The organism is Roseococcus microcysteis (genome assembly GCF_014764365.1).
Lineage (GTDB): Bacteria > Pseudomonadota > Alphaproteobacteria > Acetobacterales > Acetobacteraceae > Roseococcus > Roseococcus microcysteis.
Genome location: NZ_CP061718.1, coordinates 2,448,931 through 2,466,847, shown reverse-complemented (window position 1 = coordinate 2,466,847; position 17,917 = coordinate 2,448,931). Strand labels below are relative to the sequence as shown.

Here is a 17,917-nt window from a genome sequence, read left to right as displayed (position 1 = left end):
GTCCCCGGGCACAGGCCGCGCGGAATGCGGCACGGAATGCTTGCACCCCTGGGGAGCGTCAGAGATAGGTCCCGGCCCCCCAGGGTCAACCGCGGCCATATTACGCCGGCAACACGATTTCCCGCGCGAGGCCCCGGCAATCCATCTCGAAATCCAGCCCCCGCACGGGCGGGCGGCAGGGTTGCCAGGTGATGCCGTGCCGCGCCGCGCCGCGCCCCACCATCTCCGGCAGGAAGAGGGCGCTGAAGTCGAACACCGTATAGACCTGCACATCGGTGGTGTCGGCCCAGCCGAAACCGAGGGCCGTCATGCGCCGCTCCATCTCGCCCAGCACATAGCCGGCCTTGGCCGCCATGCCGGCGGGTGAGGTGTCGCCCGGGGCGACGATGCTCTCCTCATAGGTGGCGCCGCCCTCGCGCGCCTCGCCGGAGCCGGCCACCACGAAGCTGGGCGCGGCCCCAGGGTCCACCACCGTGTAGGAGAAGGCGTGGAAGCTGGGTTCGGGCGGCGGGGCGATCTCGGGGCAGACATTGCTGCGGGCCACGGGGTTTTGGCCGTCCACCACCACGCCCCAGGATTCCAGCACGCCGAAATAGACGCGGTTGAAAGCGGTGAAGCCCTCCTCGGTGAAGGGGGCCGGGCTGCGGAGTTCGCAGGCGGCGAAGGCCGTGCGGGGGCGGCCCAGCCCGTCCAGATGGGCGGCGATGCGGTCGAAGCCCTCGGCCAGGGGCACGGGGCGGGAGAAGCGGGCGCGCTCCAGCCGGAAGCCGGGCTCGGCGGCCACGCCGCCCGAATACTGGAAGACGGCGGGGATGAAGCGGTAGCCGCCGGCGGGCGTGGTTTTCGTGCTCATGCGGACACGGTTTCGCGCGGGGGCGGGGCTGTCAATGGGGGCGGGCCTTGCGCGCCGCCGTCATTCCGGGGAGGCAGGGAGATGACCCGTCGCATCCCGCTCCCGTCGCCCGTCGCCCGTATCTATGAGGCGGTGGCCGAGTTGGAAGCGCGCTACCCCGGCCGGAAATTCACCCCCGACGGTCACCTGGTGGGTTCGATTGGCGAGGTGGTGGCGGCCGAGGCACTGGGGCTGACCCTCTACCCTGCCTCCCGCCCCGGCCATGATGCCTTCGACGCGGCGGGTGATGTGCAGATCAAGATGACGGGCCCCCGGGGCAGGGGCGTGGCGCTCTATGCCGATTGCGTGCGGCTGGTGGTGTTGAAGGTCGTCTCACCGGCCGAGGCGGAGCTGGTCTATGACGGGCCGGGCGCCCCGGCATGGGCCGCGGCGGGGCCCATGGGCAAGAACGGCCAGCGCGTGGTCAGCCTGGCGCGGCTGAAGCAATTGGCCGAGGGGCGGGTGTGAAGCTGGGGCGGGTTGTGGGCGCACGGGCCATCGGCCATTGTCGGCGCCTTGTTGTGAAGGCTTCGCCGATGGCCCGTTTCCCCCTCGCCGCCCTGCTGCTGGCCGGCACGTTCCTGGCGCCGGGCGTCCATGCCCAGGCGCCGGCCCGCCCGCCCGCCGCGCCACCCACCGCCGCGACCCCAGCCCCCGCCGCCGACCCCAACCCGGTCCTCGCCCGCGTGGATGGGCAGGAAATCCGGCTGGAGGAGGTGATCGCCGCCGCCGCCGAGGCCATGCCGGCCGAGCTCCGCAACGTGCCGCCCCAGGTGCTGCGGACCATGCTGCCGCCCGAGGTGTTCAACCAGCTTCTGGACCGCGCGATTTCCGACCGCGCCATGGTCATCGCCGCCCGCCGCGCCAATGTGCAGGACGACCCCGAATTCCGGGCCCGCATGCGCGCCTTCGAGGAGAACGCGCTGCGCGACACCCTGCTGCGCCGCGAGGTCCTGCCCCGCCTGACCGACGAGGCGCTGCGCGCCCGCCACGCCCGCGACCAGGCGGCCGCGCCCGAGCAGGAGGAGGTCCGCGCCCGCCACATCCTGGTGGCCAATGAGGCCGATGCCCGCGCCATCATCACCCAGATCCAAGGCGGGGCGAATTTCGAGGAGGTGGCGCGCAGCCGCTCCACCGACCCCGCCGGGCGCAATGGCGGGGATCTCGGCTTCTTCGCGCGCGGCGACATGGTGCCCGAATTCGCCAATGCCGCCTTCGCGCTGCAGCCGGGCCAGCTCAGCCCCAACCCCGTGCGCACGCAGTTCGGCTGGCATGTGATCCGCGTCGAGGAACGCCGCACCACCCGCGGCCCCGCCTTCGAGGAAGCCCGCGACACGCTCCGCCAGCGCATGATCGAGGAGGAGGTGAACGCCGTGATCGAACGCGTGCGCGCCGCCACCACGATCGAGCGCGTGGAGGCCCCCGCCGCCCCCGCGACCCCCCCTGGCCCCATCCAGGCCGTTCCCCCGCCACCCCCCGCCCGCCGGTAAGACCCATGGCTCTCGCTGTTTCCCCTCTGGCCCTTCCCCTGCCGGAGATGCCCACCCTTGCCGGGGCCGAATGCGGCTCCGTCGCCGCCGGCATCCGCTACAAGGCGCGCGAGGACATGACGGTGTTCCGCTTCGCCCCGGGCACCACCGTGGCGGGCGTGTTCACCATGAACAAATGCCCCGGCGCCCCGGTGGATTGGTGCCGCGCCGCGCTCAAGGGCGGCAAGGCGCGGGCCCTGGTGGTGAATGCCGGCAACAGCAACGTCTTCACCGGCCGCGCCGGCCGCGAGACCTGTGAGCGCACGGCCGCCGAGACCGCCGCCCTGGTCGGCTGCAAGCCGCGCGAGGTCTTCATCGCCTCCACCGGCGTCATCGGCGAACGCCTGCCGACGGATGTGCTGCTGGCCGCCCTGCCGCGCGTGATGGAGGGGCTGAAGGAAGAAGGCTGGGCCGCCGCCGCCCGCGCCATCATGACCACCGACACCTTCCCCAAGGCCGCCACCCGCACGGCGCGCATCGGGGATGCCACGGTCACCATCAACGGCATCGCCAAGGGCAGCGGCATGATCGCGCCCGACATGGCGACGATGCTGAGCTTCATCGCGACCGACGCGAAAATTCCCGCGCCTGTGCTGCAAAAGCTGCTGACGCGCGGCAACGCCAAGAGCTTCAACTGCGTGACGGTGGACAGCGACACCTCCACCTCCGACACCGTGCTCCTGTTTGCCACCGGCCAGGCCAGGCACCCGCGCGTGACGGCCGACAGCCCGCCCAGCCTGCTGCGCGACTTCGCCCGCGCGCTGGACGAGGTGCTGCATGAGTTGGCGCTGATGGTGGCGCGCGATGGCGAGGGGGCCCAGAAGCTCATCACCATCAACGTGACTGGCGCCGTCAGCGCGAAATCCGCGCACCGCATCGGCATGGCCATCGCCAACTCGCCCCTGGTCAAGACCGCCATCGCGGGCGAGGACGCCAATTGGGGCCGCATCGTCATGGCCGTGGGCAAGGCCGGCGAACCCGCCGACCGCGACAAGCTCAGCGTGGCCGTGGGCGGCACCTGGATGGCGCGCGAGGGCGGCGTGATCCCGGGCTATGACGAGACGCCGGTGGTGGCCCACATGAAGGGCCGCGAGGTCGAGATCACGGTGGATATCGGCCTCGGCCGCGGCAAGGCCACCGTCTGGACCTGCGATTTGACGCACGGCTACATCGACATCAACGGTTCCTACCGGAGCTGACTTGTGGCGGGGTTCGCCCCCCGCCATTTTCCCGCCGCAACCTTTTCTGAAAATTCATTCAGCCTCGCGGCGGCCCCGCGCGTTGGGAGCTCGAGCGTGGCGCGTCGCGTCCGCGCGCCACCCGGCCCATCCCGGAAAGCCCGCGAGGATCGCGCATGCAGTCCGCCAACATCGCCTATATGCCGCGGCTGGACCATCTGCGGTTCTACGCGGCCTTCATCGTGCTGCTCTATCACTTCTTCCACCCGATGCTGGCGCAGCAGGACAACCCGCTGCTGCTGGTGGTGCGCGAGGGCTATGGCGGCGTCGCGCTCTTCATGGTGCTCACCGGCTTCATCCTGACCAGCATCTGCCTGGGGCGGGAGGTGCAGTATCGCGCCTTCCTGATGAACCGGCTGCTGCGGATCTATCCGCTCTACATCGTGGCGGTTTGCATCGCGGCCTTCGCCTTCGGGCGGCAGGTGGATGCCCTGTCCTTCGTGGCGCTGGCCAGCTTCCTGGGCAATCTGAGCGATGTGAAGCTGCCGCACTTCCCGCATCTCTGGACCATCATGGTCGAGTTCCAGTTCTACCTGCTCTTCCCCCTGCTGATGATCTTCGTGCGGCGGGTGGGGCTGGGCTATCTGGCGGGCATCCTGGCCCTGTTCCTGTCCTTGCGCCTGCTGGTCTTCTTCCTGGACGGCACGGTGCAGGACGCCTCCTACTGGACGCTGCTGGGCCGGCTGGACCAGTTCGTGCTGGGCATGCTGCTGGCGGTGCTGCACCGGCAGCGGCCCCGGCTGCTGGCCAATCCCGCCTGGATGGCCGTCGCGCTGCTGACCCTGCAGGGCTGGCTGATGACCTTCGTCTGGTGGTCCGGCGGCTATTTCGGCGAGGGCACGCCCCACAGCCCCAGCATCGCCTGGGCCTTCAGCCCGCTGCTGGAAGGCGCGGCCTATGGCTTCGTGCTGCTGGCCTACCTGCATTTCCGCTGGCCCCTGCCGGCGAGCGAGGCGATGCAGCGCCTGGGCGCGCAGGCCAGCGCCGCCTTCGCCTGGCTCGGCACCATCAGCTACTCGCTCTATGTCTGGCACTTCCCCTTCGCCATGCTGCACCACCGCATGATGGAGCGCGGCTGGGAACTGCCCGTGGTGGGGGGCGTCTGGTACCTGGAGTTCCTGGTGGTGCTGCTGCCGGCCATCCTCGCGGTCAGCGCGCTGTCCTATTACGTGATCGAGCGGCCCTTCCTCGCCATGCGGGTGAAGTACCTGGCGGGCGCGGTCAGCCCCCTGCCGGTGACGGCGCCGGCGCGCCATGCGGCTTACTCCCCGGCGCGGGGTGGTCTATCCTCCGCAAGGCCTTGAACTGACGGAGTCCGGTCCCGCGGGGCCGGGGACCTGACGCCAGGGTTCCCGCCCCGCCACCAACTTCCCGGACCCAATGGCCTCCTTCGCCGCTGAACTTCCCATCCGGACGGCCAGGCTGGTGCTGCGCCCGCTGGAGCCCGCCGATGCGCCGGATGTGACGCGGCTGGTCAATGACTATTCCGTGGCGGGCAATCTCTCCCGCGTGCCCTTCCCCTATCGCGACGGGCTGGCGCTGGAATGGATCGCGGCCACGCGCGGGCAGATCGAGGCCGGCACGGGCTGCCACCTTGCCATCACCCAGGGCGGCGTATTGGTGGGCTGCGTGGGGCTGACCTTGCGCCAAGGGGGGCAGGGCCAAGGGGGGCAGGGCCCGAACGGGCCGGCGGAGCTGGGCTATTGGGTCGGCCGCAAGTTCTGGCGCCAGGGTATCGCGCGCGAGGCCGCGTCGGCGCTGTGCGCATGGGGCGAGCGGGTGCTGGGCCTCACGGAATTCGAGGCCAGCGCGCTGACCGACAATGACGCCTCCCACGCCGTGCTGCGCGCCATCGGCTTCGAGGCGGCAGGGCAGGGGGCGGAGCCCTTCCTCTCACGCAACCGCAACATGCCGGTGGTCTTCTTCCGCCGCCGCGCCGCGGCAGCGGCCAGGAATCCTGCCGCGCCGCCCCCCGCCGCGGCAGCGGCCAAGAATCCCGCCGCGGCAGCGGCCAAGAATCCCGCCACGGCAGCGGCCAAGAATCCCGCCGCGGCAGCGGCCAAGGATTTCACGCCGCCCGCGGCCAGGCCCATCCTGCTGGTCGTCGCCTGCGCGCTGGTGGATGTGGAGGGCCGCGTGCTGCTGGCCCAGCGGCCCGAGGGCAAATCCATGGCCGGCCTCTGGGAATTCCCCGGCGGCAAGCTGGCGGAGGGCGAGACGCCCGAGGCCGCCCTCATCCGCGAATTGCGCGAGGAGCTGGGCATCGAGACGCGCGAGGCCTGCCTCTCGCCGCTCTTCTTCGCCAGCCACGCCTACGAAAAATTCCATCTGCTGATGCCCCTCTACATCTGCCGCAAATGGGAGGGGCGCGTGACCCCCCGCGAGGGCCAGCAACTCGCCTGGGTGCGCCCGCAAAAGCTCGCCGATTATCCGATGCCGCCCGCCGACATTCCCCTCGTCGCCCTGCTGCGGGACTTCCTGTAGGAGAGACCCATGCCCAACCCCACCGCCTGCCTTCTCATCATCGGCAATGAGGTGCTCTCCGGCCGCACCCGCGACGCGAACCTGCAATTCCTGGCCACGCGCCTGGGCGAGATGGGCATTCCACTCCGCGAGGTCCGCGTCATTCCCGACGTGCCGGAGACCATCATCGGCACCGTGAACGAGGTGCGGGCCAAGTTCGACCACGTCTTCACCACGGGTGGCATCGGCCCCACCCATGACGACATCACCAGCGAATGCGTGGCGGCCGCCTTCGGCGTGCCCTGGGTGGTGCATGAGGAAACCCGCGCGCTGATGGCCGAGGACTATGCCCGCCGCGACCCGCCGGTGGAGTTCAATGCCGCCCGCCTGCGCATGGCGACCCTGCCGCAGGGCGCCACCCCCATCCGCTGCGCCATGACCACGGCGCCGGGCTTCACCATGGGCAATGTGCATGTGATGGCGGGCGTGCCGCGCATCATGCAATCCATGTTCGAGGCGCTGGCGCCCTCGCTGGGCGGGGGCGTGCCGGTGGTGTCCGCCACGGTGCACGCGCTGGGCGTCTATGAGGGCAACATTGCCGAGGCGCTCGCGGCCGTGCAGGCGCGCTTCCCCGCGCTGGATGTGGGCAGCTACCCCTTCTACCGCAGCCATGGCCCGCAGGGCTTCACGGGGGGCGGGGTCGCGCTGGTGGCCAAGGGCGTCTCGCCCGCCGAGGTCGAGGCCGCCGCCGCCGCCATCACCGAGATGCTGGAATCCCTGGGCGCCACCCCCATCCAGGGCGAGCCGCCGCCCGCCTGATGTCGCGCGCGCAGCACAACCGCCTGGTCCTGACCTTCGCGCTGGCGGGCTTCGCCTCGGCGGTGGCCACCCGCATCACGGACCCTCTGGTGGCCGTGCTGGCCTTCGACTTCGCGGAGGACCCGGCGCGCGTCGCGCTTCTGGCCACCGCCTTCGCCTTGCCCTTCGCGTTGGTGCAGCCCGTGCTGGGGCCGGTGGCCGATGCGCTGGGCAAGCAGCGCGTCATCATCTTCGCGCTGGCCTTCCAGGCGGTCTTCCTGGCGGCCTCCGCGCTGGCGCCCACGCTGCTCTTCCTGATGGTGATGCGGGTGCTGACCGGAGGCGCCGGCGGCGGCATCTTCCCCGTGACGCTCGCCCTCTTCGGCGACCGCGTGCCCATGGCGGAACGCCAGGTGGCCATCAGCCGCTTCCTCGCCTGCGCCATCGCCGGGCAGATGGCCGGCGGCGTGCTGGCGGGGCTGCTGGAACCCATCCTGGGCTGGCGCGGGCTGATGCTGCTGACAGCGCTGCTGGCGGCCGGCGCCGTCATCCCCCTCTGGCGCGACCGCGTGCCGGAGCCGCGCGGCCGCCTCAGCCTGCACGAGGCCATCGCCCGCTACCGTTCCCTGCTGGCCAACCCCGCCGCCCGCGCTTTGTTCTGGGCCGTGGGCATCGAGGGCATGCTGGTCTTCGGCGCCTTCCCCTATTTCGCCAACCATCTGCTGGAAAATGGCATGGGCGGCACGCGCGAGGCCGGGTTCACGCTCGCCGCCTTCGGCTGCGGCGGCTTCCTCTACACCGCGCTGGCGCCCTGGCTGGTGCGGCGCCTCGGCCCCTCGCGCATGATGATGCTGGGCGGCGCGCTGGCCGCGCTGGGCACGCTCTGCTTCGCGGGGGCGCGGGTGGACTGGGCCTTCATCGGCGGCGGGCTGCTGCTCGGCACCGGCTTCTTCATGCTGCACAATTCCCTGCAGACCCGCGTGACCGAGATCGCCCCCCAGGCGCGGGGTTCGGCCACCGCGCTGCACGCCTTCCACTTCTTCATCGGCCAGGCGGCCGGCCCGCCGCTGATGGGCCTGGCCCGCGCGACGGTGGGGCTGGAGGCGGGGCTGGTGGTGGCCGCGATTGGCCTGGTGGTGCTGGGCTTCCTGATCGGGCGGCGGCGATGAGGCGGTTTCCGTGGTGGTCCCTGGCATTCCCGGCCATCGGCCTCGCGGAGCTGCTGGTGACGGGGCTGGTGCCCATGCCGCTGGTGGCCGTGACACTGATCGGCGTCATCTTCGCCGCCGTCCGCCATGCCGAGACGGTGGCGCAGCGCCTGGGCAATCTGCTGGGCGCGCTGGTGCTGGCCGTCTCCATCACCGTGATCGAGGCGGGGCTGATCGTCTCCATGATGCTGGGCGGCGCGGAGCCCACGGTCGCGCGGGATTCCATCTTCGCCGCGCTGATGATCGCGTTGAACGGCGTGCTGGGCCTCTGCCTGCTGCTGGGCGGGCGCCGCTGGTTCGAGCAGAGCTTCCGCACCTCGGCCTGCAACGCCTTCCTGGCGGTGCTGATCCCGCTGGCGGTGCTGACGCTGGTGCTGCCCAGCCACACCATCAGCGCGGCGGGGCCGGTCTATTCGCCGCCGCAGCTGCTGTTCGTGGCGGTGGTGTCGCTCGGCCTCTATGTGGCCTTCCTCTATGTGCAGCTGGTGCGGCACCGGGCGGAATTCGTGGCGGACCATGACATCGCGGCCGGCGCGCACCGGCCCGCCGCGATGGCGGCGCTGGTGGCGGGCGGGCTGCTGGTGCTGTCGCTGGTCTGCGTGGTGCTGCTGGCCAAGGCGCTGGCGCCGGTGCTGGAGGCGGGGGTTCGCGCGGCGGATTTGCCGCTCTCGCTGGTGGGCGTCGCCATCGCGCTGCTGGTGCTGATGCCCGAGGGGCTGACGGCGCTGCGCGCGGCGGCGCGCAACAACCTCCAGGCCGCGCTGAACCTGACGCTGGGCTCGGTGCTGGCCTGTGTGGGGCTGACCATCCCGGCCGTGGCGGTGGTGGCGCTGGCCACCGGCCAGCCGCTGCATCTGGGGCTGGACGCGGCCATGACGGTGCTGCTGGCCACCACCTTCCTGATGCTGGCCATCACGCTGAACACCGGGCGGACGACGGTGCTGGAGGGGATGGTCCATCTCAGCATCTTCGCGGCCTTCGTGATGTTCTCCTTCCTGCCGTAAGCGCGGGCAGCGCCGCCCTTGCCTGCCGGTTTCGCGGGCGCGCGGCTTGCTGAAGGCCCGGATGCGGCCCGTCGCCGCCTTGCTTTCGCCTTCGAAGCGGATCATATCCGGCGGGCCTGCATATCGCGTGCGGGAGAGAATCGCCGGGGCCCCGTGCCCCGGTGGTCGCCGAAGGCGCAACCGGCCCCCGGAAACGCTCAGGCAAAAGGGCCGCGCGCGACAGGGCACTCTGGAAAGCCCGGCACCCCGCAAGGGGCCGGCACCGACGGAGTAAGGCACCGGGCGTCCAACCCCGGGGCTGAATCTCTCAGGTTTTCCGACAGAGGGGGGTCACGATCGCAACCGCCGCGGATGCGGCAGGGGGATACGTGGCCGATTCCGATACGCTTCTCGAAACGCCTCTGGCCGCGCTCCACAAGGAGCTGGGCGGGCGCATGGTGCCCTTCGCGGGCTATTCCATGCCCGTGCAATACCCCGCCGGCATCATGGCCGAGCACCTGCATTGCCGCAGCGCCGCCGCCCTGTTCGACGTGAGCCACATGGGCCAGGCCGAGCTGGTGGGAGAGGGGGCCGCCGCCGCGCTGGAAGCGCTGACCCCCGCCGATGTCCAAGCCCTTAAGCCCGGCCGCCAGCGCTACGGCCTGCTGCTGAACGAGGCCGGCGGCATCGTGGACGATTTCATGGTGGCCAATCTTGGCGACCGGCTGTTCCTGGTGGTGAATGCCAGCCGCAAGCAGGTGGACCTGCCGCTGATCGAAAGCGTGCTGCCCACGGGCGTGAAGCTCCGCCCTCTGCCGGACCGCGCGCTGCTGGCGCTGCAAGGGCCGGCCGTGGCGTCGCTGGTGCCGACGGACCTCACCTTCATGGGCATCGCGCCCATCACCATCGCGGGGATCGAGGTGATCGCCTCGCGCTCCGGCTACACGGGTGAGGATGGCCTCGAAATCTCCGTCCCCGCCGAGCGGGCCGAGGCGCTGGCCCGCGCGCTGCTGGCCATGCCCGGCGTGATGCCTGCCGGCCTCGGCGCGCGGGATTCGCTGCGGCTGGAGGCCGGCCTCTGCCTCTACGGCAACGACCTGGACGAGACGACCACGCCCGTCGAGGCGAACCTCGTCTGGTCCATGGGCAAGCGCCGCCGCATGGCGTGGGATTTCCGCGGCGCCGAGCGCGTGCGCGAACAGCTCGACAATGGCGCGCCGCGCCTGCGCGTCGGCCTGCGCCCGGAGGGCCGCCAGCCCGCTCGTGCCCACACCGCCATCAAGGCCGGCGGCGAGGTGGTGGGGGAAGTGACCTCCGGCGGCTTCGGCCCTTCGGTGGGTGCCCCCGTCGCCATGGGCTATGTCGCCCGCCCGCATGCCGCTGACGGCACCGCGCTTGACCTCATCGTCCGCGACAAGGCGCTGCCCGCCCGTGTCGCGCCCATGCCTTTCCAACCCCATCGCTACGCCCGCTGAAGGACGCACCCCATGACCGAGCTGAAATTCACCAAGGACCATGAGTGGCTGCGGATGGAGGGCCAGGTGGCCGTCATCGGCATCACCGACCACGCGCAGACCGCGCTGGGCGATGTGGTGTTCGTGGACCTGCCGGAGGTCGGCCGCGAGGTCACGGCGGGCGAGGCCATCGCCGTGGTGGAAAGCGTGAAGGCCGCCTCCGACGTCTATGCCCCCATCACCGGCCGCGTGGTCGAGGTGAACGAGGCCCTGACCGACGACCCCTCCAAGGTGAATGCCGAGCCGACCGGCGCCGGCTGGTTCTTCAAGATCGAGGCCAGCGGCGCCCTGCCGGATGATCTGCTGGACGCCGACGCCTACAACGCCTTCGTGGACAGCCTCGCATGAGCACGCTCGACGAGTTGCGCGCCCTGGAGGACCAGGGCGAATTCATCCGCCGCCACATCGGCCCGACCGAGGCGGAAATCCAACAGATGCTGGAGGTGGTGGGCTGCCAGAGCCTGGAGCAGATGGTGGGCCGCACCGTGCCCGCCGGCATCCGCGGCGTGGATTTCTCCGCGCTGCCCGCCCCGGTGAACGAGGCCGCCGCCATCGCGGAACTGCGCGCGCTGAGCGAGCGCAACATCCGCAAGCGCAGCCTCATCGGCATGGGCTATCACGGCACGCACACGCCGCCGGTGATCTTGCGGAACATCCTGGAGAACCCGGGCTGGTACACCGCCTACACGCCCTACCAGGCGGAAATCGCGCAGGGCCGACTGGAGGCGCTGGTCAATTTCCAGACCATGATCTGCGACCTGACGGGGCTGCCGGTCGCGGGGGCTTCGCTGCTCGACGAGGGCACGGCGGCGGCGGAGGCCGTGACGCTGGCCCACTCCGCCCACAAGGGGAAGGGCGACGTGCTGGTGGTGGCCGAGGATTGCCACCCCCAGACCATCGCCGTGCTGCGCGTGCGCGCGGAGCCGGTGGGCATCAGGCTGGTGCTGGCCGCGCCCGCGAAGCTGGTGGACGTCATCGCCGCCGAAAAGCCCTTCGCCGTCGTCACGCAATACCCCGGCACGACCGGCGCGCTGCGTGACATCGCGCCCGAAATCCGCGCCGCGCATGAGGCCGGCGCGCTGGCCATCGTCGCCGCCGACCTGCTGGCGCTGACGCTGGTGACGCCGCCGGGCGAGATGGGCGCCGACATCGTGGTCGGTTCCTCCCAGCGCTTCGGCGTGCCGCTCGGCTATGGCGGCCCGCATGCGGGCTTCATCGCGGTGAAGGATGCGCTGAAGCGCAGCCTGCCGGGCCGTCTGGTGGGTGTGTCGGTGGACGCGGCCGGCGCGCCGGCCATGCGCCTCGCCCTGCAGACGCGTGAGCAGCATATCCGCCGCGAGAAGGCCACCTCCAACATCTGCACCGCCCAGGTGCTGCTGGCGGTCATGGCCTCCATGTACGCCGTCTGGCATGGGCCGGAGGGGCTGAAGCGCATCGCCCGCCGCGTCGCGCTCCAGGCCCGGATGCTGGCGGGTGCCGCGCGCGAGGGCGGCTTCACGCTGCGCCATGACGCCTTCTTCGACACCATCCTGGTCGAGACCGGCGCGCGCACCGAGGCGTTGATGGAGGCGGCGCTGACCGCCGGCTTCAACCTGCGCCGCGTGGGTGACAATGCCATCGCCATCGCGCTGGACGAGACGGTGACGCGCGCCGAACTCGCCACGCTCGCCAAGCTGCTGGGGGCGTCGGAGCTGGGCGCCACCGCGGGCGGCATCCCTGCGGGCCTGCATCGCGCCAGCGCCTTCCTCACGGCCGAGGTGTTCAACACCCACCACGCCGAGCACGCCATGCTGCGCTACATGAAGCGGCTGGAGGACAAGGACGTGGCGCTGAACCGCTCCATGATCCCGCTCGGCTCCTGCACCATGAAGCTGAACGCGACGGCGGAGATGATCCCCGTCACCTTCCCCGGCTTCGCGGACATCCATCCCTTTGCGCCGGTGGACCAGGCGCGCGGCTACCTGGCCATGATCCGGCAGCTCGAGGCCTGGCTGTGCGGCGTGACCGGCTTCGCGGCCGTCAGCCTCCAGCCCAATGCCGGCAGCCAGGGCGAATATGCGGGGCTGCTGGCCATCCGCGCCTATCACCAGGCGCGGGGCGAGGGGCACCGGAACATCTGCCTCATCCCCTCCAGCGCGCATGGCACCAACCCCGCCAGCGCGGTGATGGCGGGCATGAAGGTGGTGGTGACCGCCTGCGACCGCGACGGCAATGTGGACCTGGACGACCTGCGGGCGAAGGCCGCCCAGCACGGGCCGAACCTGGCCGCGCTGATGGTCACCTACCCCTCCACCCATGGCGTCTATGAGGAGCGCATCCGCGAGATTTGCGCCGTCATCCACGACCAGGGCGGGCAGGTCTACATGGATGGCGCCAACATGAACGCGCAGGTGGGGCTGACCTCGCCGGCGGCCATCGGCGCGGATGTGTGCCATTTGAATCTGCACAAGACCTTCTGCATCCCGCATGGCGGCGGCGGGCCCGGCGTGGGTCCGATCGGCGTCGCGGCGCACCTCGCCCCGCATCTGCCCAACCACCCGCTGGTGGCCGAGGCCGGCCCCGCCACGGGCTTCGGCCCGGTCAGCGCGGCCCCCTTCGGCAGCGCGGCGATCCTGCCCATCAGCTACGCCTATATCCGCATGATGGGCGGGGAGGGGCTGACCCGCGCCACCGAGGTCGCCATCCTCAACGCCAACTACATGGCGGCCCGGCTGCGCGACCACTTCCCCATCCTCTACCGGGGCGGGCAGGGCATGGTGGCGCATGAATGTATCCTGGACTGCCGCGGCTTCCAGCAGGGCGGCGGGGTGATGGTCGAGGACATCGCGAAGCGCCTGCAGGATTACGGCTTCCACGCCCCCACCATGTCCTGGCCCGTCTCCGGCACGCTGATGGTGGAGCCCACGGAGAGCGAGACCAAGGCGGAACTGGACCGCTTCATCGAGGCCATGATCGCCATTCGCGCCGAAATCCGCGCGGTGGAGCAGGGCCGGATGGACCGGGCCGACAACCCGCTGAAACACGCCCCCCACACGGCGGCGGAGGTGATGGCCACGACCTGGACCCACCCCTACAGCCGCGAACAGGCCGCCTTCCCGCTGCCCTGGGTGCGCGCCGCCAAGTACTGGCCGCCGGTGAAGCGGGTGGACAATGTCTATGGCGACCGCAACCTGGTCTGCACCTGCGCGCCGCTGGAGGAATATGCCGCCACGGTGACGCTCCAGGCGGCGGAGTAGCAAGTGGGGGCGGGAGGCGCTATCTCCTGCCCCATGCGCTACATCTCCACCCGAGGCGAAGCCGCCCCCCGCGGCTTCGAGGATGTCCTGCTCGCCGGCCTGGCCGAGGATGGCGGGCTTTTCGTGCCCGAGGCCTGGCCCACGCTGACGCCAGCCGAATGGCATGCCCTGCGCGGGCTGCCCTTCGCGGAGCTGTCGGCCCGCATCCTCCACCGCTTCACGGGCGATGCGCTGGGCTTCGACGAACTGCACGCCCTGACGCGCGACGCCTATGCCAGCTTCCGCCACCCGGCCGTGGTGCCACTGGTGCAGCTGGGCCCCCGCGACTTCGCGCTGGAGCTGTTCCACGGCCCGACGCTGGCCTTCAAGGATGTGGCGCTGCAATTGCTGGGCCGCCTCTTCGACCATGTGCTGGCAAAGCGCGGCGAGCGCATCACCATCGTCGGCGCCACCAGCGGCGACACCGGCAGCGCGGCCATCGAGGCCTGCCGCGACCGCGCCTCGGTGGACATCGTCATCCTCCACCCCGAGGGCCGCACCAGCGAGGTGCAGCGCCGGCAGATGACGACCGTCATGTCCCCCAACGTGGCGAACCTCGCCATCCAGGGGTCGTTCGACGATTGCCAGGACATGGTGAAGGCCATGTTCGTGGACGCGCCCTTCCGCACGGACATGCGGCTGGCGGCGGTGAATTCCATCAACTGGGCGCGCATCGCGGCGCAGATCCCCTACTACGTCGCCGCCGCCCTGGCGCTGGGCGCGCCGGAGCGCGAGGTGGCCGTCTCCGTCCCCACCGGCAATTTCGGCAATGTGCTGGCGGCCTGGGCGGCGAAGCGCATGGGCCTGCCCATCAAGCACTTCATCGTGGCGTCTAACCGCAACGACATCCTCACGCGCTTCCTCACGGCCAATGACATGTCGGCGCGGCCGGTGGAGCCCTCGCTCTCGCCCTCCATGGACATCCAGGTCAGCTCCAATTTCGAGCGCCTGCTGTTCGAGCTGCTGGGCCGCGACCCGCGCGCCACCGCCCGCATGATGCAGGATTTCCGCGCCACGGGCCGGATGCCCGTGCCCGACGCCGCCTGGCGCCAGGCCAGCGCCGCCTTCACCGGTTTCACCCTGTCGGACGAGGATACGTTGGCCGAAATCCGTCACTGGCACGCGGCGGCGGACTACCTGGCGGACCCGCACACGGCCATTGGCCTCGCCGCCGCGCGCGCCCATGCGCCGGCCGACCTGTCCATCCCCGTCATCACCGCCGCCACGGCGCATCCCGCGAAATTCCCCGACGCGGTGCAGCAGGCCACGGGCTTCCGTCCGCCCTTGCCGCCGGCCCTGGCCGATCTCTACGACCGGCCGGAGCGTTTCTCGGTGCTGCCCAATGACCTCGCCGCGGCGCAGGGCTTTGTGCGCGCGCACACCCTGCGCAACGCGGCGTGAAGGACCACATATCCCCCATGTCCGAATCCCTTCGCCTGACCACCTTGCCTTCCGGCCTCGTCGTCGTCACCGACCACATGCCCCGCGTCGAGACCGTCTCCATCGGCGCCTATGTCCATGCCGGCACGCGGCATGAGAGCGCGCCGGAGAACGGCGCCTCCCACTTCCTCGAGCACATGGCCTTCAAGGGCACGGCGCGGCGTGACGCGGCGGCCATCGCGCGCGAGATCGAGAATGTCGGCGGCCATATCAACGCCTACACCGCGCGCGAACAGACCGCCTATTACTGCAAGGTGCTGAAGGAAGATGTGGGCCTCGCCGCCGACATCATCGGCGACATCCTCTGCCACTCCACCCTGACGCCGGAGGAGCTGGAGCGTGAGCGCGGCGTGATCCTGCAGGAGATCGGCCAGGCGAACGACACGCCGGACGACATCATCTTCGACCATTTCCAGCACGCCTGCTTCCCGGAACAGGCCATGGGCCGCCCGACACTGGGCACCGAGCAGACCATCGAGACCATGAAGCGCGAGGCGCTGACCGGCTACATGGCGCGCCACTACGGCCCCTCGCGCACCGTGGTGGCCGCCGCCGGCGCCGTCTCGCACGAGGCGGTGCTGGAGCTGGTGCAGGCGCATTTCGCCGACCTGCCCCAGGTGGCCCCGCCCGCGCCCGAGGCCGCGCGCTACCTGGGCGGCGAATACCGCGAGGAGCGTGACCTCGACCAGGTCCACCTGGTGCTGGGCTTCCCCTCCGCCCACTACACCGACCGCGACCACTACCCGGTGCTGCTGCTCTCCACCCTGCTGGGCGGCGGCATGTCCTCGCGCCTGTTCCAGGAAATCCGCGAGCGGCGAGGACTGGTCTATTCCATCTACTCCTTCGCGCACCCCTATCAGGACAGCGGCATCTTCGCCCTCTACGCCGGCACGGGCGAGGAGCAGGCGGCGGAGCTGGTGCCTGTCGCCGTCGAGGAACTGCGCCGCGTCCAGCTCGACGTGACGCAGGAGGAGCTGGACCGCGCCAAGGCGCAGCTTCGCGCCTCCTTGCTCATGTCGCTGGAATCCACCGGCAGCCGCTGCGAGCAGATCGCGCGCCACATCCAGATCCATGGCCGCGTCATTCCCATCGAGGAAACCAAGGCGCGCATCGCGGCGGTGACGGTGGAGGACATCCAGCGCGCCGCCCACCGCCTCTTCCGCGCGCGGCCCACGCTGGCCGCCATGGGCCCCATCGGCCGCGTGCCGGGGCTGGCCGAGATCGCGGAGAAGCTGGCGGCATGAACAGCCAGGACCTCCTGGGCGCCCTGCTCGACGCCGCGAAGCGCGCGGGCGCCGAGCAGGCCGATGCGCTGCTGGTGCGCTCCGCCTCGCTGGCCGTGCAGCGCCGCCTGGGCGCGATCGAGCAGCTGGAGCGCAGCGAGGGCGTGGACCTCGGCCTGCGCGTGTTTGTCGGCCAGCGCGTCGCCATCGTCAGCGCCACCGAGGCACGCCCTGAAGGTTTCGCCGCCCTGGCCGAACGCGCCGTCGCCATGGCGCGCATCGTGCCCGAGGACCGCTTCGCGCAAATCCTGGACGCGCCGGCACCCAGCATGGCCGCGCTCGACCTCGATGACGGCGAGGCCCCCGAGGCCGATGCCCTGCTGGCCCGCGCCGCGCTCGCCGAGGAAGCGGCGCTCGCCGTGAAGGGCGTCACCAACAGCGAGGGTGCCTCCGCCGGCTGGTCGCGCGGCACGCGCAGCCTCGCCACCTCGCGCGGTTTCTTCGGGGAATATGCGCGCGGTTCGCACAGCGTCTCCGCCACCGCGCTCGCCGGCGAGGGCACCGGCATGCAGCGCGACTATGACTATGCCAGCGCCGTCTACCTGTCCGAACTTGAGGATGCCGCCGCCATCGGCCGCCGCGCCGGCGAACAGGCGGTGGCGCGGCTGAACCCGACCCGCCCGAAATCCGCGGTGCTGCCGGTGGTCTATCACCCGCGCGTCTCGGCCTCGCTGCTGGGGCATCTGGTGGGGGCGATCAACGGTGCTTCCATCGCGCGCGGCACCTCCTTCCTGAAGGACGCGATGGGCACGCAAATCCTGCCGCGCGGGATGAACGTGCTCGACGACCCGCTGCGCCCGCGCGGCCCCCGCTCGCGCCCCTTTGACGGCGAGGGCCAAGCGGGCCAGCGCCGCGCGCTGGTCGAGGATGGCATGCTCACCACCTGGCTGCTGGACAGCCGGAGTGCCGCGCAGCTGGGCCTCGCCTCCACAGGCCATGCGGCGCGCGGCACGGGCGGCCCACCCTCGCCAGCGCCCACCAATCTCTGGCTGGAGGCGGGCACGCTCTCCCCCGCCGCGCTGATGGCGGACATCAAGCTGGGTCTCTACGTCACCGAACTCATCGGCATGGGCGTGAACGGCATCACGGGCGACTACTCGCGCGGGGCGGCGGGCTTCATGATCCGCGACGGGCAATTGGCCGAGCCGGTGGGCGAGATCACCATTGCCGGCAAGCTGCCCGAGATGTTCCGCGCGCTGACCGCCGCCGATGACCTGGAATTCAAGCGCGGCACCGATGCGCCGACGCTGCGCGTGGATGGGATGACGCTGGCGGGGGCGTGAGGCTTTTGCGC

The 17,917-nt window shown here is 71.0% G+C and carries 15 protein-coding genes and 2 riboswitches; of the genes, 14 read left to right on the top strand and 1 reads right to left on the bottom strand.

Annotated elements, in window-relative coordinates:
* Window positions 1–100 precede the first annotated feature (100 nt).
* Window positions 101–853 carry a 2-amino-5-chloromuconate deaminase CnbZ gene (gene cnbZ, locus ICW72_RS11940; RefSeq protein ID WP_191082907.1) on the bottom strand — a complete coding sequence of 251 codons (753 nt, stop codon included), beginning with the start codon at window positions 851–853 and terminating at the stop codon, window positions 101–103.
* Between the two features lie 81 nt (window positions 854–934).
* Here cnbZ and ICW72_RS11935 point away from each other — a divergent pair, with 81 nt between their 5' ends.
* The 14 genes from ICW72_RS11935 (at window position 935) to ICW72_RS11870 (ending at window position 17,906) form a co-directional block, all read left to right on the top strand.
* A complete protein-coding gene (locus ICW72_RS11935; RefSeq protein WP_191082906.1) occupies window positions 935–1,360 on the top strand; it encodes a DUF6998 domain-containing protein in 426 nt (141 codons plus the stop codon).
* Between the two features lie 68 nt (window positions 1,361–1,428).
* Complete coding sequence (locus ICW72_RS11930) at window positions 1,429–2,382, top strand: peptidylprolyl isomerase (RefSeq protein ID WP_191082905.1); 954 nt, start codon at window positions 1,429–1,431, stop codon at window positions 2,380–2,382.
* Between the two features lie 5 nt (window positions 2,383–2,387).
* On the top strand, window positions 2,388–3,620 hold the full coding sequence (argJ, locus tag ICW72_RS11925; protein ID WP_191082904.1) for a bifunctional glutamate N-acetyltransferase/amino-acid acetyltransferase ArgJ: 1,233 nt from the start codon (window positions 2,388–2,390) through the stop codon (window positions 3,618–3,620).
* Between the two features lie 155 nt (window positions 3,621–3,775).
* Window positions 3,776–4,963: an acyltransferase family protein gene (locus ICW72_RS11920; RefSeq protein ID WP_191082903.1), complete on the top strand. Its 1,188-nt coding sequence runs from the start codon at window positions 3,776–3,778 to the stop codon at window positions 4,961–4,963.
* A 76-nt stretch (window positions 4,964–5,039) separates the two neighbouring features.
* A complete protein-coding gene (locus ICW72_RS21075; protein WP_191082902.1) occupies window positions 5,040–6,143 on the top strand; it encodes a bifunctional GNAT family N-acetyltransferase/(deoxy)nucleoside triphosphate pyrophosphohydrolase in 1,104 nt (367 codons plus the stop codon).
* A 9-nt stretch (window positions 6,144–6,152) separates the two neighbouring features.
* Window positions 6,153–6,941 carry a competence/damage-inducible protein A gene (locus ICW72_RS11910; protein WP_191082901.1) on the top strand — a complete coding sequence of 263 codons (789 nt, stop codon included), beginning with the start codon at window positions 6,153–6,155 and terminating at the stop codon, window positions 6,939–6,941.
* Window positions 6,941–8,089: an MFS transporter gene (locus ICW72_RS11905; protein WP_191082900.1), complete on the top strand. Its 1,149-nt coding sequence runs from the start codon at window positions 6,941–6,943 to the stop codon at window positions 8,087–8,089. The genes ICW72_RS11910 and ICW72_RS11905 overlap by 1 nt, the downstream gene beginning before the upstream one ends.
* On the top strand, window positions 8,086–9,132 hold the full coding sequence (locus tag ICW72_RS11900; RefSeq protein ID WP_191082899.1) for a calcium:proton antiporter: 1,047 nt from the start codon (window positions 8,086–8,088) through the stop codon (window positions 9,130–9,132). The genes ICW72_RS11905 and ICW72_RS11900 overlap by 4 nt, the downstream gene beginning before the upstream one ends.
* A gap of 120 nt (window positions 9,133–9,252) precedes the next feature.
* Window positions 9,253–9,355, top strand: a riboswitch (glycine riboswitch).
* A riboswitch (glycine riboswitch) is annotated at window positions 9,356–9,465 on the top strand.
* 35 nt (window positions 9,466–9,500) lie between these two features.
* Window positions 9,501–10,586 carry a glycine cleavage system aminomethyltransferase GcvT gene (gcvT, locus tag ICW72_RS11895; protein ID WP_191082898.1) on the top strand — a complete coding sequence of 362 codons (1,086 nt, stop codon included), beginning with the start codon at window positions 9,501–9,503 and terminating at the stop codon, window positions 10,584–10,586.
* Between the two features lie 12 nt (window positions 10,587–10,598).
* Window positions 10,599–10,973, top strand: a complete 375-nt coding sequence (gene gcvH / locus ICW72_RS11890) for a glycine cleavage system protein GcvH (RefSeq protein ID WP_184381775.1) — start codon at window positions 10,599–10,601, stop codon at window positions 10,971–10,973.
* Entirely contained in the window at window positions 10,970–13,861 is a 2,892-nt protein-coding gene (gcvP, locus tag ICW72_RS11885) for an aminomethyl-transferring glycine dehydrogenase (RefSeq protein WP_191082897.1), read from the top strand. Before gcvH ends, gcvP begins: the two co-directional genes overlap by 4 nt.
* Window positions 13,862–13,894: 33 nt before the next feature.
* Window positions 13,895–15,301: a threonine synthase gene (gene thrC / locus ICW72_RS11880; RefSeq protein WP_191082896.1), complete on the top strand. Its 1,407-nt coding sequence runs from the start codon at window positions 13,895–13,897 to the stop codon at window positions 15,299–15,301.
* Window positions 15,302–15,318: 17 nt separating this feature from the next.
* On the top strand, window positions 15,319–16,584 hold the full coding sequence (locus ICW72_RS11875; protein WP_191082895.1) for a M16 family metallopeptidase: 1,266 nt from the start codon (window positions 15,319–15,321) through the stop codon (window positions 16,582–16,584).
* Window positions 16,581–17,906 (top strand): TldD/PmbA family protein, encoded by a 1,326-nt coding sequence (locus ICW72_RS11870; protein ID WP_191082894.1) that lies wholly within the window; start codon window positions 16,581–16,583, stop codon window positions 17,904–17,906. The genes ICW72_RS11875 and ICW72_RS11870 overlap by 4 nt, the downstream gene beginning before the upstream one ends.
* Window positions 17,907–17,917 lie beyond the last annotated feature (11 nt).

What these genes read in the sequence shown, in the direction of transcription:
- cnbZ (WP_191082907.1), bottom strand. Translation starts at nt 853, where the DNA reads ATGAGCACGAAAACCACGCCCGCCGGCGGCTACCGCTTCATCCCCGCC.
- ICW72_RS11935 (WP_191082906.1), top strand. Translation starts at nt 935, where the DNA reads ATGACCCGTCGCATCCCGCTCCCGTCGCCCGTCGCCCGTATCTATGAG.
- ICW72_RS11930 (WP_191082905.1), top strand. Translation starts at nt 1,429, where the DNA reads ATGGCCCGTTTCCCCCTCGCCGCCCTGCTGCTGGCCGGCACGTTCCTG.
- argJ (WP_191082904.1), top strand. Translation starts at nt 2,388, where the DNA reads ATGGCTCTCGCTGTTTCCCCTCTGGCCCTTCCCCTGCCGGAGATGCCC.
- ICW72_RS11920 (WP_191082903.1), top strand. Translation starts at nt 3,776, where the DNA reads ATGCAGTCCGCCAACATCGCCTATATGCCGCGGCTGGACCATCTGCGG.
- ICW72_RS21075 (WP_191082902.1), top strand. Translation starts at nt 5,040, where the DNA reads ATGGCCTCCTTCGCCGCTGAACTTCCCATCCGGACGGCCAGGCTGGTG.
- ICW72_RS11910 (WP_191082901.1), top strand. Translation starts at nt 6,153, where the DNA reads ATGCCCAACCCCACCGCCTGCCTTCTCATCATCGGCAATGAGGTGCTC.
- ICW72_RS11905 (WP_191082900.1), top strand. Translation starts at nt 6,941, where the DNA reads ATGTCGCGCGCGCAGCACAACCGCCTGGTCCTGACCTTCGCGCTGGCG.
- ICW72_RS11900 (WP_191082899.1), top strand. Translation starts at nt 8,086, where the DNA reads ATGAGGCGGTTTCCGTGGTGGTCCCTGGCATTCCCGGCCATCGGCCTC.
- gcvH (WP_184381775.1), top strand. Translation starts at nt 10,599, where the DNA reads ATGACCGAGCTGAAATTCACCAAGGACCATGAGTGGCTGCGGATGGAG.
- gcvP (WP_191082897.1), top strand. Translation starts at nt 10,970, where the DNA reads ATGAGCACGCTCGACGAGTTGCGCGCCCTGGAGGACCAGGGCGAATTC.
- thrC (WP_191082896.1), top strand. Translation starts at nt 13,895, where the DNA reads ATGCGCTACATCTCCACCCGAGGCGAAGCCGCCCCCCGCGGCTTCGAG.
- ICW72_RS11875 (WP_191082895.1), top strand. Translation starts at nt 15,319, where the DNA reads ATGTCCGAATCCCTTCGCCTGACCACCTTGCCTTCCGGCCTCGTCGTC.
- ICW72_RS11870 (WP_191082894.1), top strand. Translation starts at nt 16,581, where the DNA reads ATGAACAGCCAGGACCTCCTGGGCGCCCTGCTCGACGCCGCGAAGCGC.